At 38.8% G+C, this 24019-nt stretch carries 23 protein-coding genes and 1 pseudogene; 8 read left to right on the top strand and 16 right to left on the bottom strand.

Going from position 1 to position 24019, the window contains the following annotated elements; translation table 11 throughout:
* The first annotated feature begins 140 nt into the window (after positions 1-140).
* The 3 genes from AHMF7605_RS21585 (at position 141) to AHMF7605_RS21575 (ending at position 2703) form a co-directional block, all read left to right on the top strand.
* The gene (locus AHMF7605_RS21585) at positions 141-1184 is read left to right on the top strand and encodes a S66 family peptidase (protein WP_106932084.1); all 1044 of its coding nucleotides are present in this window, start codon (positions 141-143) and stop codon (positions 1182-1184) included.
* A gap of 119 nt (positions 1185-1303) precedes the next feature.
* A complete protein-coding gene (locus AHMF7605_RS21580) occupies positions 1304-2026 on the top strand; it encodes a hypothetical protein (protein WP_106932083.1) in 723 nt (240 codons plus the stop codon).
* A gap of 35 nt (positions 2027-2061) precedes the next feature.
* Positions 2062-2703, top strand: coding sequence for a hypothetical protein (locus AHMF7605_RS21575; protein WP_106932082.1), 642 nt, complete (start codon positions 2062-2064; stop codon positions 2701-2703).
* A 510-nt stretch (positions 2704-3213) separates the two neighbouring features.
* Here AHMF7605_RS21575 and AHMF7605_RS31170 read toward each other — a convergent pair.
* The 3 genes from AHMF7605_RS31170 to AHMF7605_RS21560 form a co-directional block, all read right to left on the bottom strand.
* Entirely contained in the window at positions 3214-3474 is a 261-nt protein-coding gene (locus AHMF7605_RS31170; RefSeq protein WP_106932081.1) for a PDDEXK nuclease domain-containing protein, read from the bottom strand.
* A 16-nt stretch (positions 3475-3490) separates the two neighbouring features.
* A complete protein-coding gene (locus tag AHMF7605_RS21565) occupies positions 3491-5128 on the bottom strand; it encodes a tyrosine-type recombinase/integrase (RefSeq protein WP_106932080.1) in 1638 nt (545 codons plus the stop codon).
* 369 nt (positions 5129-5497) lie between these two features.
* On the bottom strand, positions 5498-6061 hold the full coding sequence (locus AHMF7605_RS21560; RefSeq protein ID WP_106932079.1) for a 2'-5' RNA ligase family protein: 564 nt from the start codon (positions 6059-6061) through the stop codon (positions 5498-5500).
* A gap of 377 nt (positions 6062-6438) precedes the next feature.
* Here AHMF7605_RS21560 and AHMF7605_RS21555 point away from each other — a divergent pair, with 377 nt between their 5' ends.
* The 5 genes from AHMF7605_RS21555 to AHMF7605_RS21535 all read left to right on the top strand — a co-directional run bounded on the left by AHMF7605_RS21555 (position 6439) and on the right by AHMF7605_RS21535 (position 10436).
* Positions 6439-7293: a DNA/RNA non-specific endonuclease gene (locus AHMF7605_RS21555; protein ID WP_106932078.1), complete on the top strand. Its 855-nt coding sequence runs from the start codon at positions 6439-6441 to the stop codon at positions 7291-7293.
* Between the two features lie 25 nt (positions 7294-7318).
* Positions 7319-7738, top strand: a complete 420-nt coding sequence (locus tag AHMF7605_RS21550; protein ID WP_106932077.1) for a nuclease A inhibitor family protein — start codon at positions 7319-7321, stop codon at positions 7736-7738.
* A gap of 474 nt (positions 7739-8212) precedes the next feature.
* Entirely contained in the window at positions 8213-8761 is a 549-nt protein-coding gene (locus tag AHMF7605_RS21545; protein ID WP_106932076.1) for an RNA polymerase sigma factor, read from the top strand.
* Between the two features lie 4 nt (positions 8762-8765).
* The gene (locus AHMF7605_RS21540) at positions 8766-9422 is read left to right on the top strand and encodes an anti-sigma factor (protein ID WP_146153641.1); all 657 of its coding nucleotides are present in this window, start codon (positions 8766-8768) and stop codon (positions 9420-9422) included.
* A gap of 99 nt (positions 9423-9521) precedes the next feature.
* On the top strand, positions 9522-10436 hold the full coding sequence (locus AHMF7605_RS21535) for an ARPP-1 family domain-containing protein (protein WP_106932074.1): 915 nt from the start codon (positions 9522-9524) through the stop codon (positions 10434-10436).
* A gap of 195 nt (positions 10437-10631) precedes the next feature.
* On the opposite strand, the pseudogene AHMF7605_RS31165 reads toward AHMF7605_RS21535, so the two are convergent.
* The 13 genes and pseudogenes from AHMF7605_RS31165 to AHMF7605_RS21465 all read right to left on the bottom strand — a co-directional run.
* Positions 10632-10853 (bottom strand): annotated as a pseudogene (locus tag AHMF7605_RS31165) (RDD family protein); the annotation flags it as partial.
* A 261-nt stretch (positions 10854-11114) separates the two neighbouring features.
* Positions 11115-11651, bottom strand: coding sequence for a hypothetical protein (locus AHMF7605_RS21525; protein ID WP_106932072.1), 537 nt, complete (start codon positions 11649-11651; stop codon positions 11115-11117).
* Between the two features lie 476 nt (positions 11652-12127).
* Positions 12128-13042 (bottom strand): hypothetical protein, encoded by a 915-nt coding sequence (locus AHMF7605_RS21515; RefSeq protein WP_106932070.1) that lies wholly within the window; start codon positions 13040-13042, stop codon positions 12128-12130.
* A gap of 607 nt (positions 13043-13649) precedes the next feature.
* A complete protein-coding gene (locus AHMF7605_RS21510; RefSeq protein WP_158267580.1) occupies positions 13650-14477 on the bottom strand; it encodes a peptidoglycan-binding domain-containing protein in 828 nt (275 codons plus the stop codon).
* Between the two features lie 289 nt (positions 14478-14766).
* Entirely contained in the window at positions 14767-15825 is a 1059-nt protein-coding gene (locus tag AHMF7605_RS21505) for a hypothetical protein (protein WP_106932068.1), read from the bottom strand.
* A 20-nt stretch (positions 15826-15845) separates the two neighbouring features.
* The gene (locus AHMF7605_RS21500) at positions 15846-16259 is read right to left on the bottom strand and encodes a hypothetical protein (protein WP_106932067.1); all 414 of its coding nucleotides are present in this window, start codon (positions 16257-16259) and stop codon (positions 15846-15848) included.
* 110 nt (positions 16260-16369) lie between these two features.
* Positions 16370-17524: a hypothetical protein gene (locus tag AHMF7605_RS21495; protein ID WP_106932066.1), complete on the bottom strand. Its 1155-nt coding sequence runs from the start codon at positions 17522-17524 to the stop codon at positions 16370-16372.
* Positions 17525-17663: 139 nt separating this feature from the next.
* Positions 17664-17903, bottom strand: coding sequence for a hypothetical protein (locus AHMF7605_RS21490; protein WP_106932065.1), 240 nt, complete (start codon positions 17901-17903; stop codon positions 17664-17666).
* Positions 17904-17952: 49 nt separating this feature from the next.
* Positions 17953-18684, bottom strand: coding sequence for a hypothetical protein (locus AHMF7605_RS21485; protein ID WP_106932064.1), 732 nt, complete (start codon positions 18682-18684; stop codon positions 17953-17955).
* Positions 18685-19271: 587 nt separating this feature from the next.
* Positions 19272-19895: a response regulator gene (locus tag AHMF7605_RS21480; protein ID WP_146153640.1), complete on the bottom strand. Its 624-nt coding sequence runs from the start codon at positions 19893-19895 to the stop codon at positions 19272-19274.
* Positions 19896-19979: 84 nt separating this feature from the next.
* Positions 19980-20753 (bottom strand): sensor histidine kinase, encoded by a 774-nt coding sequence (locus AHMF7605_RS21475; protein ID WP_106932062.1) that lies wholly within the window; start codon positions 20751-20753, stop codon positions 19980-19982.
* A 680-nt stretch (positions 20754-21433) separates the two neighbouring features.
* Positions 21434-21652, bottom strand: coding sequence for a hypothetical protein (locus tag AHMF7605_RS21470; protein ID WP_106932061.1), 219 nt, complete (start codon positions 21650-21652; stop codon positions 21434-21436).
* Positions 21653-21837: 185 nt separating this feature from the next.
* Positions 21838-24009, bottom strand: a complete 2172-nt coding sequence (locus AHMF7605_RS21465) for a xanthine dehydrogenase family protein molybdopterin-binding subunit (protein WP_199200285.1) — start codon at positions 24007-24009, stop codon at positions 21838-21840.
* Between the last annotated feature and the right edge of the window lie 10 nt (positions 24010-24019).

Here is a 24019-nt window from a genome sequence, read left to right as displayed (position 1 = left end):
TATTGCCAGCCAGGTTTACCTTCTTTATCTTTCTTTTTATTATGGAAAATAGTACTTATTGCTCGTTCCTCTAAGCTTCCTTCCTGCTCTTGAAGGAACAGCCAGTTAAGGATAGCATTCGGCCATTTAATCGCCAGTTTATGAAATCACTTCTTAAACCTAAATTACTCCAACCAGGTGACAAAGTAGCCACAATTTCGCTTTCCTGGGGAGGAGCCGGGGATTTGGTGCACCGTTACTACCAAGGAAAGAAACAACTCCAGCAAACTTTTGGGTTACAAGTGGTCGAAACAGCGAACGCCTTAAAATCCGCTGAGTTTCTGGCTAAAAATCCCCAAGTTCGGGCGCAGGATTTGATGGAAGCTTTTGCCGATTCGTCCATCAAAGCCATTATTTCTAACATCGGCGGCGAGGACAGCATCCGAACCTTACCTTACACCGACCTAGCAATCATCAAAGCCAACCCCAAAATATTCTTGGGCTTTTCCGATACCACCGTTACCCATTGGGCGTGCTATAAGGCGGGGCTAACTTCCTTTTATGGTACTTCCTTGTTAGTGGGCTTTGCCGAAAACGGCGGGATGCATCCCTATCAAATTGCCGATATCCAGCGTACTCTTTTTTCGACATTGCCCATTGGGCCGGTCTGGCCAAATGGAAGTGGGTGGACCTCCGAACATCAGGATTGGAATGATTTAGCCCTGCAAGGGGTAAAACGGAAGCTAAATCCTAATCGTGGGTGGAATTATTTGCAAGGCCGCGGGCAAGTCCAAGGCCGTCTCTTGGGCGGCTGTGTGGAGGTTTTAGAGTTTTTAAAAGGAACTGATTTTTGGTTAAGTCCCGCCGAATGGCAAGGAGCCATTTTGTTTCTGGAGACTTCCGAAGAAAGCATGGAGCCCGTTTATTTCCGGCGCATCCTCCGAAACTATGCGGCCCAAGGAATATTCCAAAAAATATCCGGACTCTTGGTGGGACGACCTTATGATAATAAGTATACGGCCGAGTATAATCAATTACTGTTAGAGGTCATCCGGGAGGAACAAGGCCAGGACCAATTACCCATAATTACCGAAATGGACTTTGGACACACTTGCCCTACCTTTACGCTTCCGTACGGAGTAATGGCCCAAATTGATGGGGACCGGAAAATATTTTCCCTATTGGAGAGTGGGGTGAGTCCCTAACCAAGGGAATGGTAAAATCTTTATAATACGTAAATAAGCCTTGTAACAACCATACTGAAGAAGTAAGATGAATGGATAGATCCCTTCTTGTTAGACTAGACCTTAGAAAGCAAAATACTATGAAATACTATTTAGCCGGATTCTATTTAATTATTGCGAACCCTTTGGAATATGATAGTTTTAACCGGCCAGAGATTTTAACGGCTAGCAGTTGCTTCAATTGCCACTTACTGGATGATTTTTCCCGGGCCTGGACTTCTAATGAAGAGGATGTTCAAAAAGCAATTGACGCCTTCGAAATTGCTGCTGCAACTATTAGTCGGATTCAGGATTGGACAAGCCAAAAGGATGCCGCGGGTATGCTAGGATATGAAAATGTATTTAATACCCTTGAATCAGCTACTAATTACCAGCAGAAATTCTTTTCCCACCTGGATAAAGTAAAACTACTAGGATTGTATTTACCCGATTCACAAGCAGATAAGTTAATAAAAGAATGTAATGTTGAAACCTTTAAGGAGGCAAATGAAGCCTTTAAAGACGCAAATTTAGAGGAGGGTGGTATTCTACAACTATTAGAAAAAAAAGAACTGGAAACCAATGAAGGAAGAGCTATCGGTTATGATTTGATTGGGGTAGAAGTGGGGGGGAGCTTTCATACCTTTCATTGTCATAGTTTGGCGAAATATTTGGAAAAAGAATTTAAAATCCAAGTAAATGAATACGGCTTGATTGAAACAGATTCTAAGTGGCAAGAGTTGGTAGCCTATATGAATGATAAAAATAGTCCGGCAGAACCTGTTCCCTGGTATTTTGCTAAAGTAAAATTGTTTGAATCTTAAATGGTAAGCACCTTAACCCGCTAAAACCCTCACCCATGATAAACGGAACGAATTACGCCACCACAGATCTTTTCCTGATTGCCTCCTTTGATTTGGCCTCACTGGCGGAATCCCTGGTTCATTCCGGGCTTTTACCCTATTATGTGGGACCTTACGTGGGACCATATCAAGACGGCTCCTGGTCGGCCCGTTTTGCTATAGGGGGAGACCGCCACCAGGAGCCTGACCTAGATATTGCTTCCCTGCTCACGGTCATGGAAGCATTACCTAAACCCTCCCGAGCGCTATGGGAGGCCTGTATCCTCCGCGAGTTTGACATTGCTTATAACTGTACTGCCCAGTCGGAAGATTTACAGCAACAACTCTCCGCCGCTACCCTCACCCGGATCGCCGCGCTTGGGGCATCCATTAGAATTACCCTCTATCCCTGGACGGAAACAGAAGCGTCGGATGCCGCCATTCAGATCTTGAAGAAAGATAAAAGTATTAAAAAGCATTTGGGGAAATTTAATGGCTCTGGTTTCCCTGACTCTCCTTCCCTCGAGGAGGTGAAAGTAACTATATACGGCACGAAAGGTCACGTCCGGGTGCATTGCCTTATGGAGTTGAATCAGCAAGAGAAATGGACCGTAAAAGAAATAAAAAGCATCGAAAAATTACCTTTGCCTCCCTCCTAGCTCGAACAGCCCGCCAGCGTTCCCTTTGTCCTTCCGGTAGGGGTAACGATCCTGGCTCAAATGACCGTCTAACTCCTCCTACCCTATTCCTTGTGCCCGCTCAGAACTCTCTGAACTTTTCTGACAACCAGTATTATGATAAGTAGTCGTACTACTAAGAAAAAACACTGCGTCTTAAGGTAGAACAATATTGCTTTAACAAGTCTAGAAATCAATCTCCTTTAATAAAGATAGATAGCTATTAATTCTTACTATGAAGTCTTCTTTCGAGCCCTTTTTCTAACACTTCAATAGCTGACAACTCTCCTCTAAGTTCCTCTGGAACAGCTTGAATCAGCTAATCTTCCGCTACACCCAACGGAGCGGTTATATCCTTTAATGAATATTTCACTACCTCCTTATCTCGACTTTAGCCATTTAAAAAACAACAATAAACTGCGTTTAAAGCCTAATTAGAGGTATTTTTAATTTTTTAATGTCCTGTTTTTAAGACTACATACAATAATAAGTTTAAGAATTGGCTTTTATTTGCCTGAATCGCCAATTCGAGTTTAGAAAAATGATAAAGTAGAGCTTATTGGGTGTTTTACATAGAAAAATGCCAATGCTTGAATTGTCATTTGGGTAGCGGATTTGGGCATCTTCGGCATTAAGATAGAAATTCAGTTTTCCAGCAAACTTTAGTTGAAACTCCGTCATCTTTACTACTACATGACACCGTAGCTTTGTATGATACAAGAGAACGTCCAGGTAAAAATCATCACCCTCGATGTTTGCATCGACGTAACTATTTAATTACATCGTTGATAAGTTCAACTTTAAAATGCTCTTTTATTTGACCAGTAGTTCCAGCCAGTAGTAATTCTGCAATTTGATTTAAATAGATAAAGGAACCATAGTTGGAGGTAAATTCAGAATCTGGAAATACTATGTTTTGTGGATCAGTAATTACTAAGTGCTTATTATTCTGAAAAACTATTACATTCCCTTTTAGAAACTCCCCTCCCGCATATTCTAAAGTTTTAATACAAGTTAATTTAATTTTTGGTGGGGCTACTTTCTGTTTTAGCAATACTTTTAGGGTCGATGCTAACGGATCTTCCTTTTCTATTATTTGAGTCTGTGCCTCCTTCTCTAGGAATGTGGTTAGATGTATCGTTAACTCAGCCCGCTTCCCACTTTTTATTCCATCAATATAACTTTTCGTAGTTTTCTCTGTTCCGTGGCCTAATAAATCAGATATGAAGGAGGTTGGTACCCCAGCATCATTTAGTACAGTCGCCATAGAATGTCTAGCCACATAGGTGGTAACATCATCCTCAATTCCCTGCTTTTGGGCAATTTGTCGGATGTATTTATTTACCTTTTTTACCGTGTCCCTTACTTTGCTATGCTCTTCCTTAGGGGTCATTCCTCTATTTAAGATTGGAAAAACAAAAGCTCTTGGGGAGTAATCTGCACTTCTCCACCGCTTAATAATTTCTGTGATGAGTGGAGTAATGGTAACAATAATGGGCCTCTGATTTTCAATAGTAGTAAGCTCCGTTTTAGCTCTGATAAAAGTTATATGTTCTTTATCTAAATCTTCATTCTTTAAGTGGGCAATATCTTTCATATTAATCCCATTAGCTAAATAGGTCAGGATCCACATATCCCGAGCCCATAATTCATTTTCATTTTCGGAATGGTAATTGAATAGTAAGGCAATATCTTCCTCTTCTAGGGCTTTTTTTACATTGCTTCCGGAAGGAATTTTATATTTACGTTTACCAAAAGGATAGAATTCCTTACTCAGATCACCCGCTTCTATGGTGACATTGAATAGTGCCCGCAACGGCCGCAAATAAATACCAATGGTTGTCCGGGATCGGCCGTGTTTTTTCATCCATTTTTCATAGGATTTCAAAAACTCTACAGTAACATTAATAAATGGAAGCGGCGGCCTTACTTCGAACTCTTTTTTCCTGGCAGCAATCTGATCTTTAGTTAACCCCTTAGTAGAAAAAGGTGGCATTCTCTTAACAAAAGAAATTAATGAATTTCTGGCTGATTCGTAGCTTTCTCTAGTTCCAACTCTTTCTTCCTCCTCTAACTTTTGTATCTGTTTATCAAAAGCAGAAAAAACATCAGTTCTATCCGAGGTATCTGAAAAGCGCTTTTCGAAGGCTTCGAAGGTAAAAGCTGGTAATCTATCAATTATTTCTTTGGCCTTAGTTTCTATTTTATTGAAACTAAGAGCAAGATCTTTAAATTCTGCCCTGGGCTTTATAGATCTGGTCCTCTCAAAATCACTTTCTGAAAGGGTAAATTTAGTTGGATAATAAATCTGTTTTCTTAGATAAGTCACTCGGAGTTTTACTCTAAAAGTTCCGTCTTTCATTGGTATCCGTTTATTAAGAACAATTTCAGTAGTAACTTTAGACATTGATGCTGGCTTTTAATATTACATACAAATTACATACATTTGCAATTAAAAGCAATAATTAAACAGTTCTAAAAATTACAAGAAACCGCTTAAATTACATTTAAACATAATATTTAGTAAAAAATATAAATAACAATAACACACCTCCACATGACTGTTAATCATGGGGTCCTTGGTTCAAGCCCAAGAGGGGGAGCAAATAAAAAAGCCACTCACGAGATAAAACTTGTGAGTGGCTTTTTTATTTGCTCCCAATTTGCCTATTTCTTCCGATAAATGCTTCTGGATTTAGTGGTTTCATCCGGCAAATTAAAAGGATAGGCCTTCGCGCTAGCTAACCAATAAACAAGAAGCTACAAGCAACCATAATCAAAATAACGACAGTTGGCTTGGTCTGGAAAGAAAGGGAAACTCTTGTATAGATTGAAACAATCCTTGTTCATCTCTTTTGAGCAAAATTACTGCCGATGCTGTAAAGGTTTGGCTAATGGTTTGGTATTGAAACAAACGACAAGCGTACTCATACTTATGTTCTAATCTTCTTCCGATCGTGAGATGAGGCACATAAAACAGGGATTTACAAGTACTTGGTAAGAAGGAAATAGTTGATTTCTCATGCAAATTCCTACTTAATTGAGCAAACTCTTTTATTTCTTCTATTTGCATAAATACGGTTCGGGAGTTAAAGAAAGACCCAAAGCCGTGGGTTGATAAGGAAAATGGCTTTTCTTCCGCGGCCGCTCTACGGAGCGTAGGCACCAAAATTTTTTCTTTACAAACATCCATTATAAAGCTAGCAATACTTAGGTGCGGTTCCGAAAATCTTGCTGTAAAGGAGCCAATATAACTAGCTAACCAATTTTTATAGTAAATAGCTACACTTTTAACCGCATGAGAAGGAGAAATAATAAGAAGGTAATCCGCTTTTTGCATAGAGAATATCGTTATATATTAAGATTAATCAAGAGTATAAAACTGCCTGAACCTTGCTTCATCCCGTTCAAATTTGAAATTTAATAAGTAGTTATAGATTATTGTATGTGGTATTCCTTCATTTATAAACTAAATGTATTGGCAATAATACTAAATAAATTAGCATATAAAAATATATTCAGCATTTTTTTGCCTCATAACTCAGTATTCCTCAGATTAAATTTACCTAAAGACTAACAATCGACTCCTATATTTGAAATTTACCGGATAAAATCACAGGTATTCTTCCGGCAGAAAGAGGTAATTACCCGTACAAGTAATAAGCTGTCTAAATAAAATCTAAAAATCAGTTACTACTTTTGTTGCTTTCTACTAGTATGCGTTACCAAATCCTTTTCCTATTTTCCTTTATCTTACTCCTAACCGGCTGTAAGCAAATCGAAGTTGTACCCAATAAAAACAGAAATTTAATTTCGGAGAATGAGCACCTGACTTTAGGCAACCCCAGTAACGCTACCACCGACATCAACCATTACAATAACTATCTCCTGGAAAAGCCGCAGTACGTGTTATCTTATAGTCGCGATAATAGTATTCCTAATTGGGTGAGCTGGCACGTGAGCTCTACCTGGTTAGGTTCCGCTCCCCGGCAAGATGATTTTAGAACCGACGAAAGTTTACCGGATGATTGGTATAAGGTAAGCCCGGGGAGTTATACCAATAGCGGTTTCGACCGGGGCCATAACTGCCCTTCCGCGGACAGAACCAAAAGCATAGAAGATAACTCGGCCACTTTCCTGATGACCAACATGATGCCGCAGGCGCCGGATAATAACCGGAATACTTGGGCCAACCTGGAAGAATACACCCGCAGTTTAGTGGAACAAGGCCAGGAAGTGTACGTGATTATGGGAAATTACGGCTCGGGTGGCACCGGCTCTAATGGCTCTGCCCGAACCATAGAAGACGGGCGAATAAAAGTCCCGAAACAAATCTGGAAAGTGCTGGTAATTCTGCCGGAAGGAGACGATGACCTTAACCGGATAACCGCTAACACCCGCGTTATTGCCATAGACACTCCTAACAGCAACGGCGTGAATTCTGATTGGAGTTTGTACAGAACTACCGTGGATGCGATTGAAAAAGCAACCGGGTATGATTTGCTTTCCTCGCTTCCGGAAGATATCCAACAAATTCTGGAAGCCAACGTGGACAAAGGACCAACGCAGTAAGCCTTAAGCTTTATTCATTTAAAATATGGCCGTTCCCCTTACCTTAACCACCGAAGAAATACTTCATCAACTCCAAAAACTAACCCAGGGCTTGTATTACCAAAGCGAAGCCGATTACCCTTTAGAAATCGTTCAATATAATGCTACTGCCACCAATGAGTTATCAAAAGAAGCCATTCTGAGCTTAGTCGGAAAAACACCCGCGGAGCCCGTAGAAGTGGTAGAATCGGCTTCTTTCTTTCGCCCTATTATTCCGGTAAATTCAGGCGGTGAAAAAGAGGTTAGTTCTGTAAATAATTCTCAAACATTGCAGCTCTTCTTTGAGCAGTATTTAAGAGAAACAAAAGTTTACCGCATTGGCCGAAGAACAATTCTGGCTTTATTACTAGGCAAAACAGCTTCTGGCAACTGGATAGGTGTAAAAACTACTATAATTGAAACGTAGATAATAGTGTTAGGACTTTCGTAAAATCAGACAAAATCTTACTTCGAAAGGAGAGCTGTTAAGTTCTTGTTCTATCGCGAGCGTCCACGCTCGTGATGTTCCATCGTCCGGCCTCTGGCCGGTAGTAAATTAACTTACATCTTTATAGCTAAAGTTTATCTTTTTACCCGGCCAGAGGCCTTCCGGATAGTAGCCACGAGCGAAGACGCTCGCGCCAGCTTAGACAGTAGAGAACTTAACAACCCTGACCCTTCGAAATAAATAACCTATCATTTAAAATCTGTTACCTTTTTCAACCTTACTTATCTTAGTAGGATCATTTCCCGGCGTTAAACTCTAGTCTTTGAAAACGGGAAAACTATTCACGGATACTCTTAATAATTATCGTAAAACTACTTAAAATTTTAAGCACAAATTGGGTACAAATACGTAGTAGCCAAATAATAATGGTTTATTACGTAAAATAGAAAAAATGTGGACCCAGAAAGTAATCCGACAAATGAAGAGCTAACTAATGCCCTGCGAAAAGGGGAAACCAAAGCTTACGAAAAGCTTTATTGCAAATCTTTACCCTCCCTAATCCGATTTGTTCATTTAAATAACGGACAGGATGAAGATGCCCAGGATTTACTCCAGGAAGCTTCCGTTGTCCTGTTCCGAAAACTGCTTCAGCCTGATTTTGTGCTTACTTGTGCGCCGTCCACTTATATTTATTCTATTTGCCGTAAAAAATGGCTGTACCAACTTAAAAAACGTAAACTAGCCATTATTAAAATCATTGATACCAACGATTACATTGATATTCCGGATTACCTGCCGGAAGAAGAAGATATGCTTTTGGAGAAAAGATTCCGAGAAGCTTTTGAACAATTAGATGCGTCATGCCAGGAAATTCTGAGAAAATTTTACTATCTTAATCAAAGTTTAGAAGAAATCGCCCAATCTATTCCTTATTCCAGCACCAACGCCCTTAAAGTTAAGAAATTCAGGTGTATGCAAAAGCTAAAAGATGTATTCAACTAAAAACATGAATGCAGCAGAGAATTTACATTTAATTGACCGGTATTTAAGAAAAGAACTTTCAGGAGAGGAACTGCAACTTTTTGAGCAAAGGTTGAAAGCGGACCCTGTGTTTTTAAGAGAAGTAGAATTACAGAAAAAGACGATCTTACTCATTAAAGAAAATGAAATTCTACGTGCTTTAAAGAAGGCTCAGAGGGATATTACCGATAAAGGTACTTTTCAATGGCCCCCCCGGCAGTCGTTTGAGGAGGTGGAACGAGTAGCGGCGAAGGCTTATAGAGAACCTGCTCCCCGGGAATTCCTTGAAAAAAGCTTTGAACGTCCAACTCCTAACCCGGATATTACCATTACTTACGAAGGAGATCCCAAACCACCCTTTCCCATTACATCTGCTGCCGGGAAAAACCTGTTTCCGTTTGTAAAAATCTTTCCGGCTTCCGGGTCGCAAACCTTTCATTACCGGTTTAAAGTAGTGCCTAGTAAATATAACCCAACTACTATCAATACCCTATTACTCTTGTACGGCGATTTTGACCCAACTAAACTCATTCTCCTTTACCATAAAAAAGAGAACCAAGAAGTTATTAAACTACGAATGGAAGCCAAAGAATATTCTTTAAAATTAAATCAGCCTATTGCTCCGCTTCAGGCAGAAGACTGAATTTAATAAATGGGGTAACTCTTTAATCTCTTAACAAAAAAAATGTAGGATGCCCCTGTAACCTTTAAGCAGTTTAGGTAATCAATCAAAAAAAAACCTATGGAAACTACTGCTTATAAAACCCAGTTGGCCGATTATATATTGGCTTGTGACTTCAAACCTTTTGACTATTCGGCGGATGTCGCCAAGATTCAGGTATTTACCATTCATACGCCCCAAACTTTTTCTAAGCCCGTTATTGAATTTTCCGAAGCCTTGGAAAAAAAGCTGGTAGAAGTATCCGAGATAGATGAGTCGGGCTCGGTACAAGAACTAACTATTTCTAATTTAAGCAACAGCTATTTACTAATCTACGAAGGCACCCTATTAAAAGGTGGCAAGCAAAACCGGGTAATTAATGCTACCCAATTAATTCCGCCTTTATCCAGGCACATTATTCCGGCCAGCTGCATCGAACAAGGTCGTTGGCGCCGAACTTCGTCCACGTTTGAAAAATCGGCGCATCATTCCCCCATTAATTTGCGCAAAGCCATGCGGGAAGAAATAATGTATTGTAAAAGTTCATTTGGGAGCCAAAGTAGGGTTTGGTCCGAAATAAAAGCGTATTCCAGTTCCAGCGGCTTGCATAATTCTTCCAGCGATTTTGAGGACATGTATCACCGCAACCAAAGCAAAAACCGGGTATTTCCTTCCGGTCTGCCTCTTCCCCCCGCCGAGGGCGTACTTTTACAGGTAAACGGCGAACCATCCGTAGACCTGATTGCGAATACTTCGGCCTTTGAGAAAGTATTGCCCCAAGTAATTTCCGGCCACGAATATGCCCCTGTTATCCGGAAAGAAAGTGTACTAGATAGCCCTGCCCAAACTTTAGCCAAAGAAATAGCCAACGGCAAATGTTATGCGCAACCTGCCGCTGCCATTGGCACCGACGTCCGCATTGAATCTTCGCTGGGCTACATCAGCGCCTTACTAGTGGACGGAGAAGTTGTTTCGGCTACTCTGACGGGTATGTAGAGGTAATTCTGCCATTCTTGTTTTGTATTTGTCAGTGGCTGACAAATACAAAATAAGAGTTTAATAAATACGAGCCTTGAATTTACATGTTTACTTCTTAATTGCTCCAAGAACCTTTCGACAATTGTACCTTTAGTAAAAGGTATAACTCCCGTTTGGAAATTTTATAAACAAATAAATGCTTAAAACTTCTTACTATTGAATTTTAACTACCCTCGTATTAGAAAGCATATCATGCATGCCAATCTTAGTTCCTAGTAAAAAGGAAATAACGTCTAATGTGGCAATTCTAAAAAAAGTTCTAACAATATAATTACCTAAGGAAGGTTCTCTTCCACTCTTATGGACAACGACTGTTTTGGTCACCATTTTACCTAAAGTTTTGTGGCAACTGTATTCCATGGTAAAATAATATACAAAGTAGACTACCTAAAATCAAAGAAAGATAAGGGTAGAGTAGATATATAAAAAATAATTAGCGAATACTGATAAGAATAAAGTTAAAAATATGATAGCTAGCACATCCACTATATAGTTATAAAACCGAACATCTTTATCTACTATTTCAACTTTCATATTTAACAGCATGTGAGTTATAACCAACTAACAATAACGTTTCAGGCTTTAATTATTTTAAAAGCCATTAAAACCTAAATTAAATATAGTGACACTTTAAAATTATAATTGAATGTGTTGGTTTGTTTCTGCTTTCACTTCGAATACTCTTTCAGCCGTATGAAGATCGCCATTTTGCTGGTATTTAAAAGTAGCTCTAACAAGTATAAAACGATAATGTTCCGGAATTTTAATTGCATAATTAAAAGTTTGATTTACGCTAGGTCTCACAAAAAAATATCCGAAACTAGATGGTACTATATTTACTCCTCTAATTATTTTATCTGGAAAATTAATTAAAGGGGTAAATTCTATATGTTCGGTTAAAGGTTCATTATTTTTTATTCCTAGCACCTTTAACCGAATTTCACTAAATCTGTGCTCAACATTACCTTTATTGTTAGCTGTAATTGTAAAAGTAGCTAGATAATTATTAAGGTGAGGTCCATAAAGAACGCATTTAACGTCAAATTCAATTCGTGGGTGTAAAGGCGTTTCTTGCCGAAAACGAAAATAAGCCCAAAACGCACTTGCAATTAATACAGTCGCTTGAATACCTTGAAAAGCCACTTCAAGTATGTTCTTCGTATTATCATCCATAAAAAGTATTGATCAATTTCATTTAGAAGTAAAATCTACTGAACCTAAAATTTCCTCTGCTTGGAAATGCATCTTGATTAAACCTTCAATATCTAATTTATCTGATTTGTATAACAGTATAGCATTTAGTAATACCCTATATGCTCGTCTTGCATTAATACCTTTGGTACTTATCCCGAAAGCTGAAATGATTGCGATTGTGATAGCAAAAACAAAGGATAAGATCTGAATTACAAAATTGCTAACATAACCCTTATCCAGGAGAGCAGTTACAAAGGTTGATGATATAATAGCTAACAGACCTAAAATGATTAGTAATACTCTAAGCTAGAAAGCTGTTCTATCATAAAACTTAAGAGAGTACAATATTTCTGGAGGTATATTTTTCCATCCATAATGGCTTTATATTATTGTACTATGAATTAACTACTTTTAAGTTGTATGAACTGCTTGTGCTATATTCTTCTTAAAATAAATTATTTACCTTCACTTTTAAATAGTCTTTCATTTAATAACATAGTTGAAAAATAGCCAAATACTCTTTTGTTAAATTCTTCTGACTCTCTTCTATAAGCTAAGTTAGAGAAATACCAAGCTGATAAAAAAGTTATATATACAATTAAATAACTTCTAAGGGGTATTCTATTTGATCCTTTATAAAATAAAGCTATAATTGCAAAAGGCAGAGATATAAAAAAGTAAATTACTGATAAAATTAATAATGATCTTGATAGATCGATTCTGTTTTGGATTCTTTTTAACTCATCGTAATAATTTTCTTTTAAGAAAACAGTATTTTTAGCAACGTAATACAACCCCTTAATTGCTCCTTCTACTGACTTGTTAAACTTAGGCCACATCCTTATAGGTGAACTTTCCGGATTGGAGTTGACAAACCATTGTTCTATTTGATTGATAGTATCTCTTTTATATGAATCTGGATGATATAGCCCTTTAGTAAATGCATTTACTCTTGCTAAATCCTTTCCTAATGAATTAGGTATCAGTTTATCACAATCATTCATTAACACATGAACACTAGCTACATCCATTTTTTTTCTCTGAGGATAGATATTTGACAACCATTCTTCAAAAATCGGGATTTTATCAGGATCCATAAATTTATATGATGCATCTTCAACTATTATTCCTATTGTAAAACTTAATAAAAGAAACCCGCTCGTTCCAATTATACTTTCCATTTGATTATTTGATCCTGTAGTATTAGCATTAAGTTTAGACTTTTTTGGTGCAACACCTAAGCCGATTTTACCAGAAAAAAAACCAGTAATGTTTGTATTAAGAAAATAAAAAAGAATAAGTTCAAAGCCCAAAATTGTTATAGCTCCCACAATAAATGTAAATCCAATATCTTTTAACCCTAAATCCATGATACATCATTATTTATTCAGAAGGCTTTATTGTAGTCTTATTAAAATGGGAATAAAACTATTCAGATTCTATTTTTCTGTTCAACCCTGAAGAAGGCGGCCTTTGTTGGAGTCCTTCCTGTTCTATTTATTTTTTTCTAAAGTATTTTTTGAATCAGTATTTCTAACAGAAACTTTCGTAGAATCTCTTACACCTAAAATACCTGCAAATTTTTGAGTTTCAATGGTCCTAGTGCTTCTATCTTGATTGATTATCAATTTCACAAAATTATCGTAAACTTCACTAGATCAAAATGTATAACTAACCCTTATTAATTGATAAATAGTAAGGATACTTACCACATAAATCTGTAGGTTTTGCCTATAAATTTTTGAAAATAGTATCAAAAATTCGAACTTATTATCAAAATTGTTTTCTCTTATACCAAAATAGTGATTAAATTCAGCAGGAATTAACTTTAAAGACTTAGACTGAGATACTTATATTTATTTAATAATTATAATGATGTAATATTTATCAATCTTGTCCTTAATTTTAGAAGTGTCAAAAGCTTTAATTAATTGATCCAATTTATTGTCATTCGTATTTTTAACAATCAGCTTACTTTTATAAAGCACTTAAAGTAACTGGTTCTACAATACCATCAGCCGCATCGGCACCAAATGAAGCACGCTGAAAAGTAAATACGGCACTCATGGTACGCGGACCGAATTGGTCATCAATAATACCTTCATAAAAACGTTTGTTTTTCAGGCGCATTTGCAATTCTCTAACCTCATTGCCAACCGAACCAAACCGCAACCGATAATCCGAGACATCTAGATTGCCGGCAGCAGCCCGGAAATAATCCTGACCGGTAAGCAGTACATAGGGGAACCGGTCCTGAGCTAATTTATAAGCATTATCTACAAAACTAGCCCACGGACCACTGTCGGGCAATGCACCTCGCTTTACGCAGTGCGGATAGCCTACCACCACCTGGCATCCGGCGCTAGCAAAATCGGGGTGGTTTACACCCATGCACCAAGCGGCATGGAGGTTATCAAAAGGGTTATTAAATTCCATCCGGTCATCCGTTTTATAAACCAAATCATCAATGGTTCGCTGTACGTACCGGGCCTCCATCTGCCGGAAGGCACGATGCCGGGTAGGCGAATCTAGGTTATGGTCTCCTTTGCGGTAGTCTTTGTAATACCCGGTTACCAATTGGTTGGCACCTGCTCCACCATCGGCTCTGGCCTGCCGGATATATCTTTGGTGAGGAACGGTACTACCCGGATAAACAGCCAGCTTTTGCTGGGATGGCAACCATTGCACCAAAGTGCACCGAGGATGCTGATGGTCGATAGAAGTCAAAATTAATTGGTGTGAACCAGCAAAAGCAGGTTGGTCTGGATTTACCGGCATGGCTCCTCGTACTCCTAAGAAAATCATTTCTTCAGGAGGTAAAGAAAACCTGTTCCGCCGGCACAAAAAATCCAAAATTAAGTGGTCAATTTGAAATTGAGACATTTGTTTACAGAAAAAAGGTAAATAACTCACATAGAATTTCAAGAGTTATTTAACTGTATAATTATTGGAAAAACTCAGCCGCTTTGGAATACATTAAATTCAGTATAGAGCAGTAATCAGTGATTATTTTTTGGTTTTTCAAAACCTTTAAAAAGTTAAACCTACTTTCAGTAAGTTGAAATCTGAAATAAATTTATCTTAAAACTGTTTGTTAATCTTTATTTAAAATATAATTTAAATTCACAACAGGGCGTAATTGATTTAAATTGAAATCTTTGTTGTATTCTGTTCTAACTCCAAATTGTAGAGCAATATTCTGTTGAATTCTATAGTCACCTCCGTATGCTAATGTATATCTATCCACTCTTTTACTTTCTTCTCCAGGTATATTCTCGTAAACACATTCTGCAAAGAAGTTGACCTTAGAGCTTCCATACCGAAAATTTATACCACCCATATATTGTTCTTTTCTAGCAACATCGGTATATTTTAATAATCCAGAGATGAGAGTCCTTCTACCAAAACCTTTACACGCATTTATCCATAATCCACTTCCACTACTTATAAAATCCAAATTATTAAAATTAGCATTATTATAATTATACGACCTTCCATAACCAATATCTACCAATGTGGCATTCCAATTATCTTTGATATATTGCTTTTGTGCTTCCTTAATTCTTTCTCTTTCTTTTTCATCAAGGGTGTTTCTATTTAGAATCAATAAACCATACTCACTCTGCTCACTTTGGTCTAATGCACCTGTTCGTTCTTTTTTTGCTTCTAAAGATGCTATTCTTAATTCTAAATTTTTATCACTAAAGACAGGAGCTATTTTATTGATATAAGCATTGTCCATTATAGGATCAGCCTCTCTGTATAAATTTATTTTAAAAGCAAATGCTAAAGAGCTTACATTTTCCTGCTCTACAGTTCCAAGTGAAACGCTCAATGTAGAAAGTGTCCTAGGAAGCCAATCCTGATCTTGATAATTCTTCAAACTAGTTTTATCGTAAAATAATAGCCAAATAGGTTGAGCCTCAATTGCAATATTTGGGGCTAAACCTTCGCCTTGGAACACCCAATCAAATTTAAAATCACGGGCAAAACCTGGTTTATTTACTTTAGTAGGATTAACATCAAGTAGTAAAAACGCAGGTGATGACGGCACAGCAAAATTAGTGGCTTCAGCGATACTTTTTGAATTATCTTGAGCTCTTAAAGTAAAGGCAGATATAATAATTAAAGTAAATAATGACAGTTTTTTCATGTTCTTTGTTTAAAAATTTATTATCCGTTTTCTTCGAACTTAAAAAAATTAGTGTACCTTTTAAACGGCTCATCGGATTTTTCTTCAATAATATTACTACCTGGAGGAGTTATTACTAATTCTTTATTGTTTTGAATAAACTTATAATTTACTTTAATTTGCTCATGCCCTGGAGCAGGTGCATATTTACCTAAAATGGCAACTTCATATTTACTAATTACTTTCAGATCAATTGGAACTTGGAAAATATCCAATATACTATCATCGATTCTTTTGGGATCTTTTCCAAACTCTTTGAAATCAAAATCATCTACTTTTGAACAAGAAAGTATAAATGTCCCTAATGATGCGAATCCGCTTGTTACTTCAATAGTAATGGGACCTTCATTAGTTTTGAAATTCACAAAAGAACTTATTATTTTTGCGTCAGCCATAATTATATTTTTTATAAAAACATTTTTTGTTTATATATTAATTTCTTTTTGCTTTTAATATTTTATACTATTTAAATTTAGAACCCTTTTGAAGAAACAATAGCTAAATTTTAAGTAATTGATTCAAGCTCTTTTAATTCACGGTCCAAATCACTCAATTTAGTTTTATTCTCAAATAGTTCTTTAATTATTGCTGGGTCATCTTTTTTTAAAATTAATGATTCTTCAAGAAGTTTAATTTTATTCTGACTAGCTAATTTTAATTCTTCAATTTCAAGTTTACGCTTATCTTTAGCTTCACTAATCTTAAAAGTAGGAACAAGCCTTTTTCCTACAAAAGCACCTTGGCTTAACCCCATTAATACAACAAAAGACCAAGGCAAGGATGGCAAAGGGACTGGCGGTTTATCCTTATTATTATCTGGTACTTCAAATAACCTATTGATTAAAGTCCTATCGTTATAATTCCTTGCTGCAACTATGAATGGGGTACCCTGTGCTAAAAAGGTAATTATGGCAATTAATGTCCAAATAAACATTTGAAATTTACTAAAGTCCAATCCATTATCTGCAGTAATGAAATCAGCTAATTTAGGGGTTGCTCTTTGAATTGAATTACCCTCGGATTTTGCTGCTGTTATCCCTTTGATAGAAACATAACTTGCAAGGCTTAAGCCTAATAACCATAAAACTTCTTCTGTAAACACTGGTTTAAAATCCATTAAACCAGCTTTGTAATTAATTTTAAGTGCAATTAAAACTGCAACCTGATAACTAATAATTATATATGCCCAGGCTACTACTTGCAATCGAACCATACTATAACGTCCATCATCGCCAACAAAGAAATCTAAGAATCCTCTTTTTCTTACAAGATCAGGTGGGGGATCTCCTTCTCCATGGGCTATCATCTCTCTTTTTGGATTTAACAAGTCATTGGTAAATATCCATCTGATTAACCAAAAAGTAAATGCAACCCACAATAAACCATAAAATTGTATTAGCAGAGCATTGTTAGTAATAAACCATTCCTGATTATTGTATAAAACTATGAAAACAATAAATAACAATGCCACTACTAAGTAAATGCTGTTTTTTGTTGTCCTTGAACTTTTAGCTTTACCCTTTCTAGTAGTTGTAATAGGATTGATAATGTTCTTTACTTGTTCATCAAGTATTTCACTTTCATTATTTCCTGTATCTGTCGTAGTCTGTAATGTTTCATTTACTTTATTTACTTCATCTCTAGGTTGTTCTGTTTCCATTTTGATTTTTTTACTTTTAATTAGTGATTTGAATTATTTATTTTTTTGCTTTACTAGTGATCCTCGCTTCAAGCAATCTAATACTTCTTTTTTTCTGCTTGCTTCATATGTTATATGGATATTCCTCACTTCTTCGATACTAAATCCTCTGCAAACTCGCCAAAATTAGGTCGTAATCACGGGCAATTCTGCCTTTTTTGATAGTGGTTTTGATATAGGAACAAGGGCCAGGATATTTGCCACCAATATCAAAGGTTAGATTAGAAAAATCGGCCAAGAGTCCTTTGTTTTTGCTGTCGGCTAACTCTGCCGCTAAATTTAGTTTAAGGTAATCTTCGAGGAGCAGGTAAGTGGCACAGAGATTCTCGAGCAAGGCCATGCCTACCTTCTTGTTTATTTCGCTTTCTTATCTTCCCATTTTACATTCTTCAAATGGTTTTCCCACACGGTGGCGGCTTACTGTAGTTTTTCTTTATCGGGTTGGGAACTGGCAATAGCCGCCATAAATTGGCGGAAGCTTTGTATATTTCCTGGTAAGCGGGGGCGGTGCCTTCAACGGTATTGGCTACTAAGCGTACGGCGTATTTGTTTGGTACCAAATCGTAGCTTACCCGGTCATTTACTTTCTCCACCAGGTATTTAATTAGGTCAGACTCCAAGGCATTTTTCATGTACATGTTCATTTCCGTTTTGGAATCAAAAGACGGCGTGCTAAATACGCCACCCGCTCTTTTGTAAGAAGCAATGACATTGCCACTGGCTTTGTCTACTAAATCGTACCCGTAATCGGCTTTATAGGTCACATTGTAGTAGCCTCTTTGTTTGCCATCACTTTGATCTAGCTTTAGCACTTTATCGGCACTGTACACACTTTTTACACGCATTTTCAGGTTTAAATCACCGTCGGCTTTCTTAAATTCCAAGCTGGATAACTGAGGCCACTCGCCGGCCAGTACTATCCTATCACCGCAATCATATTCAATGGAGTAAGAACTATACTTGGGCGTGAGCGCTAGCAGGGGAGTTTTGTAGTAAGTTGTCCGGAGTTTATCGTTCTTGATTTTTTGGGCAGTGGCGGGTGCAGCAAAAAGACCTACCAGGATAAACAGGGCCGCCAATATCCAGCCGTTACCCTTACCTAATAAGCATATATTTTTCATGGCTTGTGAATGAATTCAATGGCTTTATGACTAGTAAAATTTTCATTTCATGGTCTTTCTAGTTGTATAAAAAGTTAATCTTAATTTGGGTAAAAGAATCTTTACTCTCTTGGCAATGCCTGTCTTTTCTGTGTTAAGAGACTAGCACCAATCATCCCCATATCCCTTTCAAAAGGGGGTTTTTGTAGCTAGTTATTCGCCACCAATTGTTATAAATCCTTGCGGAAAGGCAATAAACAACCGCCTTCCTTTTGGGAAGTATTTTTTAATCTTGTAGTCAATTTATTAAGGGATTATTCTTTTTTGTGTAATTATAACCGGTTATTTACTCCCGCTCAATACTGATTTTTAAGTATTTTTTGCGCTATTTTATAATATCATTCCGTTTTACAGATTATAATTTCATCTGTTCATTGTTTTGTGATTGAATGCCTAGTATTCAATTTTTTAACAAATCACAACTCACATTTGAAGTTAGCATTTTCCTATATTTCTTTACTTTTCCCTTCTTACTTCAGTATTTCACCAACAGAGGAAAATTCAAGAAATCGGCTGCCTGCTTTCTCTGGCAATTACTGTTTGCTGCGTTACAATTTGGTTCGGGAATGTATTTGCAGTTTTTCGTAAATATGTTCGATGTGCTTGCGCACGGTTTTATCGGAAATAAATAGTTGGGCGGCAATCTGCTTTACCGTTGAACCCTGTTTTAATAATTCCAATACTTCCATTTCCCGCCTCGTTAAATTTTCTGTTCCGGGAAGTGGTGGCTTTCGCCGTGGTTCCTTTTCCAGTAAATAATTCAAAACCATATTCGCCAGGCTCGGCGAAAGGGGTAAACTGCCTTCCAATACCTCGCCAATGGCATTCAGCAAATGGTGGGGTCGGGCATCTTTGAGCAGATAACCCGAAGCTCCGGCTTGTAAGGCTTCAAAAAGTTTCTGCTCGTTATCCATCACCGTCAGCATGACAATTTTCAGGTCCGGGTATTTCTGTTTGGCCAGCTTGGTAGCTTCAATCCCGTCCATGCCGGGCATGCCAATATCCATGAGCACTACCTGGGGAATTGGGCCTTTTGCCAGCAACTCCAGCAACTCTAATCCGTTCCGGGCTTCCAGCACCACGTTGGTTTCTTCGCTCAAAGCCAATTTCTCCCGGATATCCCGCGCCAGCTGCGTATTATCTTCAACGAGGCCAACAGAAGTAGCAGTCATCAGCAAAGAGTTAATGGTTACCTTTTTTTCCTTCAAATATAAAGCAGATAATTACCCTTGTAAATACGCAATTTGCCGTATTTTTCAGGTATTTAACGGTATAATTACCCGAATTTTTGTACCGGAACGACTAGTTTGCAGATTAAAGTTACCTTTCACCTCTTCGGTCCGTTTGCGCATGTTGGTCAGGCCAAATCCCTTGCTGGTTGTGCGGGCATCAAAGCCCTGTCCATTGTCGGTAATAGTCAGCAACAAATTAGTTTTATCAACAGCCAGGTTAACACTTACCTGCGTAGCTATGGCATATTTTAGGGCGTTATTCGTAGCTTCCTGGGTGATACGGATCAGGTGCAAAGCTATTAAGGGCGATAGGACCGGGTTATCCGGCGAGTTCCGGAGCTGCCAGCGAAGTTCCGGAACTTCCCGGTCTTCCCCTATTTTAAGTAATATACCGTGCAGGCGAGAACCGAATGTTTCCAGGGTCACTGTTCCCCGGTCTAAAAGCCAGATGGTTTCGCGCAGGGTCTGGTTCATTTCGCGGGCAAATTCGCATAAGCGTACTAACTGGTTAACATCCGGATTTCCCAGGTAAACCAGTATGTCGAGGCGGGAAATTAAGTGCGTGAGTTGAGAGCCTAAGCCATCGTGCAGATCACGGCCTAAGCGTTCCCGGTGAATTTGTAGTTCTTTTTCCAGCTGCAAAGCTTTAATTTGTTCTGCCTGCTGCTTGCGTTCTGCTTCGAATACCGATTGCTGCAGTAAGTGGTAGGCAGTTAATAATTGTTCCCTTGATTTATATTGTTGCAAGAGCCGGTACGTCCAATCCAGGACGTTACTCAGCATATTAGTAACCACCATTAAGTATAAATTAGATTAAATATTCTTAGAACAAAGCACCTTTTTCGCCATACTGATCTGCAGTATGTATGTTAAAAGGAATTGATTAAATAGGCATAGGTAATTTTGATTTAGGAGAAAAAGTATTCTTCAACTTTTAAGACCGCATGTATTGATGCCTGCCAGTCTGTTACTTTTTGCTAAGTAATAAAGTAATCCCTGTAGTTTTTATTAGCTCGGAATGGAAATAAAAAGTATCTAATCACCTGTCAGGAACAGAAATCAAATATTTTTTTGTAGCCTTATTTAAAGTTAACCTAAACTGTCAAATTAAAAATTAGAAATAAGGAATTAGAAATAAGTTTGGAATACCTTCACCTATCACTTCATCCATTCAATCTGTTCTAAAAATTAATTTAACAATGTACTAACTTTATTTGGTTACTATAATATTTAAGGTTATTTGACTAACACTAGACCGTATTCAAAAGGTTGAATACATAACTTCCTTTTAAACTTTACTTTCATCAATACATCCGGCGCACAGATTGATTGTTACCTACCAACAGAGAAAATTTTAAAAATAGTTTTCGCCTTTAGCTTGAAGCTTTTTTGCCGGAAACTACAGTTATTTTATAGCGATTGTGGTTACTCACCTTGCGGGAAATAAATTACTACCCAATAGTATGAGTTACCTTCCATCAGGTTGATTTAAAAAATTGCGCCAACCCGCCGGGTTTCATATCCTGCGTTATGGCAGCTACTTGAAGCGATTGGGTATTATCGAAGGTTCCGGTGCCGAGGAACGAGGCATCTCGACGAAGGAGAGAAGGAAGCTTAGACCGCCTGGAAGAGTTAAACGGGGCCCGCCGGCCCCGAGGCAAACGGGTTACTTCTCCAACTAGATAGCACCAGAGCATGGAGACTTGAAAAGGTTCCAACGATCAGCCGAGGGGAGTAGTCGGCTATGGCGGCTACTTTTTACTATTTGGTATTAGTTTATCTTTATGGTAATGAACTTAAAGGCATCCTCTATTAAGCTAAACTTCTGCTGTATCATAGTTCTATCTTTAGAGAACTTTTTTTCTCCTACTTACCATGTACTTCAGCTTTTCTTCAAATACGCCGATAAACCTTGCGGGGCTAAAGGCAAGGTTTTTAATTTTAAACCGGTAGCATCGGCAATGGCGTTTCGGATAGCGGGCGCAATGGCGACAATGGGCGCTTCGCCGGCACCCACCGAAGGCAAATCCGTTCGGTTAAGCTGAATAATCTGAATAGTGGGAATATCCTTGAACCGCGGTACCCGATATTGCGCAAAGGTAGGATTTAAAATTTTGCCGTTTTCAAACTCCATGGCTTCAAACAAGGCTCCGCCCAGCCCTTGCACAATGGCTCCCATAATCTGGTTATCTAAGTGCTCGGGATTAATAACGGCGCCGCATTCAAAAGCAGTAACTGTGCGAATTACTTTTACTTGCCCGCTGGTTTGGTCAATGGCTACTTCGGCGCAGGTAGCGGTAAAGCCGCCTTTTTCGGTACCACCGGCTATTCCGAAACCATGGCCTGGAGCGGGTTTAATTCTACCCCAGTTAAAAGCTTTAGCGGCCGCTTCTAAAACAGCCCGTAAACGCGGGTCTTTTAAATTCTGTAACCGGAAGGCTAGCGGGTCTTGGTTGACTAATTGCGCCAAATCGTTCATTTGTGATTCCAGCACAAAAATATTGGCCGTGGCGGCTAGTCCGCGGTAAGAGCCTTGCTTTAAAGGCGAATCGGATGGGTGGTATTGAATCTGTTGGTTTTGTACTTCGTAAGGCGTATGCATGCCCGACCCACCCGAGTTATAATTATGAAACTCCCAGGTTGTAAGGGTACCATCGTTCTTCACGCCGCTGCTTACCTCTATTACACCGGCTGGCCGGAAGTAAGCCCAGGTAAATTCTTCCGGGCGGGTCCAGGTTAGTTTTACGGGTTTGCCGATAGCTTTCGCCAGCCGGGCAGCTTCCAGGGCTGCCTCACCGGAATGCTTGCCGCCGTAAGCCGAACCGGTATCGGGCATAATTACCCGCACTTTTTCTTCCGGAATTTTAAATTCTTCGGCTAAATCGCTTTGTACGCCAAACGGCCGTTGCGTACCCGTATAAACGGTAAGGTTTCCATTTTCCCAGTAGGCCAGAGCCGCCCGGGGTTCCATAGGGGCATGGGCAATGTAATCTACCTGGTACGTTTCTTTCATGGTTTTATCAGCGGTAGCCAGGCCTTGTTGAATATTACCTTTGTTAATGCCCGCATCGCGACCGCTTTCCTGACCAGCCGTGGCCTTACTTTTTAAATAGGTAAATATTTCCGGACGGGAAGGCTGAGGGGTTGTTTTCCATTGGGCTTTAATCGCTGCTATTGCCTTGTTAGCAGTGGCTACGTCAGGAGCTGTAACCCCTACGAAATCACCTTCGTGTACTACGGTAACTCCCGTTATGGCTTTAGCGGCACTTGCATCTACTGTTTCCAGGGTAGCGCCGTAGGCAGGGGGGCGCAGAATTTTGCCGTATACCATTCCTGGTAGTTTCAAATCTGAAACGTATTTGTGTTTACCGGTTAAAAAATCGCGTCCGTTTACTTTGGGCACCGAGGTTCCGGCAATTTTCCATTGATTTACCGGAGTGGCGGTTATTTCTTCGGAAATAGTTTGCAGCATTTGTTTTCCCTTCACCACTTCGCCGTAGCGTAGTGATTTACGGCTAGCCACATGCATGACTCTGCCATCTGCTGCCTTCAGAGAGCTTTTATCTACTTTTAACTCCTGAGCGGCCATATCCAATAAAGTTTCCCGAGCCGCAGCGGCCGCTTTCCGGAGTTGACTACCCATAGCCGGAGTACTGCGACTACCAAAAGTTCCGGCATCGTAAGGCACCAGGTCGGTATCGCCCATTATCATTTTTATCGAAGCTACCGTCACCCGAAGTTCTTCGGCTACTACCTGGGCCAAGGATGTACGAATGTTTTGCCCTACTTCTACTTTTCCGGTAAAAACTGTAACGGTACTATCTTGGCCAATATGCAGCCAGGCCCCGATTTGTTCGACCGGAACTTTTGTAGTGGCTAAATTAATTGTAGTGGGTGCTGCTTGAACCAATGTATCTGGTAATACCAAGGCTACTGCTAAGCCACTACCTAACCATTTAAAAAACTTCCGTCGGCTCATTTCCTGTCCGGAAGGAGTAGTTAATTGTTCCGGCAGATTAGCTACTGAGTCATTTACTATCTCTTTAGATTTCATGGGTTTGTTC

This window comes from Adhaeribacter arboris (assembly GCF_003023845.1).
Lineage (GTDB): Bacteria > Bacteroidota > Bacteroidia > Cytophagales > Hymenobacteraceae > Adhaeribacter > Adhaeribacter arboris.
Note: the sequence above shows the minus strand (reverse complement) of the source record. Positions and strands in the feature narration are given on the sequence as shown.

Excerpts from the sequence above, each read along its gene's own strand:
- AHMF7605_RS21575 (WP_106932082.1), top strand. The coding sequence starts at position 2,062 with ATGATAAACGGAACGAATTACGCCACCACAGATCTTTTCCTGATTGCC.
- AHMF7605_RS21525 (WP_106932072.1), bottom strand. The coding sequence starts at position 11,651 with ATGGATGATAATACGAAGAACATACTTGAAGTGGCTTTTCAAGGTATT.
- AHMF7605_RS21565 (WP_106932080.1), bottom strand. The coding sequence starts at position 5,128 with ATGTCTAAAGTTACTACTGAAATTGTTCTTAATAAACGGATACCAATG.
- AHMF7605_RS21585 (WP_106932084.1), top strand. The coding sequence starts at position 141 with ATGAAATCACTTCTTAAACCTAAATTACTCCAACCAGGTGACAAAGTA.
- AHMF7605_RS21500 (WP_106932067.1), bottom strand. The coding sequence starts at position 16,259 with ATGGCTGACGCAAAAATAATAAGTTCTTTTGTGAATTTCAAAACTAAT.
- AHMF7605_RS21580 (WP_106932083.1), top strand. The coding sequence starts at position 1,304 with ATGAAATACTATTTAGCCGGATTCTATTTAATTATTGCGAACCCTTTG.
- AHMF7605_RS21480 (WP_146153640.1), bottom strand. The coding sequence starts at position 19,895 with ATGACTGCTACTTCTGTTGGCCTCGTTGAAGATAATACGCAGCTGGCG.
- AHMF7605_RS21510 (WP_158267580.1), bottom strand. The coding sequence starts at position 14,477 with ATGATTTTCTTAGGAGTACGAGGAGCCATGCCGGTAAATCCAGACCAA.
- AHMF7605_RS21485 (WP_106932064.1), bottom strand. The coding sequence starts at position 18,684 with ATGAAAAATATATGCTTATTAGGTAAGGGTAACGGCTGGATATTGGCG.
- AHMF7605_RS21475 (WP_106932062.1), bottom strand. The coding sequence starts at position 20,753 with ATGGTGGTTACTAATATGCTGAGTAACGTCCTGGATTGGACGTACCGG.
- AHMF7605_RS21535 (WP_106932074.1), top strand. The coding sequence starts at position 9,522 with ATGGAAACTACTGCTTATAAAACCCAGTTGGCCGATTATATATTGGCT.
- AHMF7605_RS21470 (WP_106932061.1), bottom strand. The coding sequence starts at position 21,652 with ATGCTCTGGTGCTATCTAGTTGGAGAAGTAACCCGTTTGCCTCGGGGC.
- AHMF7605_RS21495 (WP_106932066.1), bottom strand. The coding sequence starts at position 17,524 with ATGGAAACAGAACAACCTAGAGATGAAGTAAATAAAGTAAATGAAACA.
- AHMF7605_RS21505 (WP_106932068.1), bottom strand. The coding sequence starts at position 15,825 with ATGAAAAAACTGTCATTATTTACTTTAATTATTATATCTGCCTTTACT.
- AHMF7605_RS21515 (WP_106932070.1), bottom strand. The coding sequence starts at position 13,042 with ATGGATTTAGGGTTAAAAGATATTGGATTTACATTTATTGTGGGAGCT.
- AHMF7605_RS21465 (WP_199200285.1), bottom strand. The coding sequence starts at position 24,009 with ATGAAATCTAAAGAGATAGTAAATGACTCAGTAGCTAATCTGCCGGAA.
- AHMF7605_RS21560 (WP_106932079.1), bottom strand. The coding sequence starts at position 6,061 with ATGCAAAAAGCGGATTACCTTCTTATTATTTCTCCTTCTCATGCGGTT.
- AHMF7605_RS21540 (WP_146153641.1), top strand. The coding sequence starts at position 8,766 with ATGAATGCAGCAGAGAATTTACATTTAATTGACCGGTATTTAAGAAAA.
- AHMF7605_RS21490 (WP_106932065.1), bottom strand. The coding sequence starts at position 17,903 with ATGGCCTTGCTCGAGAATCTCTGTGCCACTTACCTGCTCCTCGAAGAT.
- AHMF7605_RS21550 (WP_106932077.1), top strand. The coding sequence starts at position 7,319 with ATGGCCGTTCCCCTTACCTTAACCACCGAAGAAATACTTCATCAACTC.
- AHMF7605_RS21555 (WP_106932078.1), top strand. The coding sequence starts at position 6,439 with ATGCGTTACCAAATCCTTTTCCTATTTTCCTTTATCTTACTCCTAACC.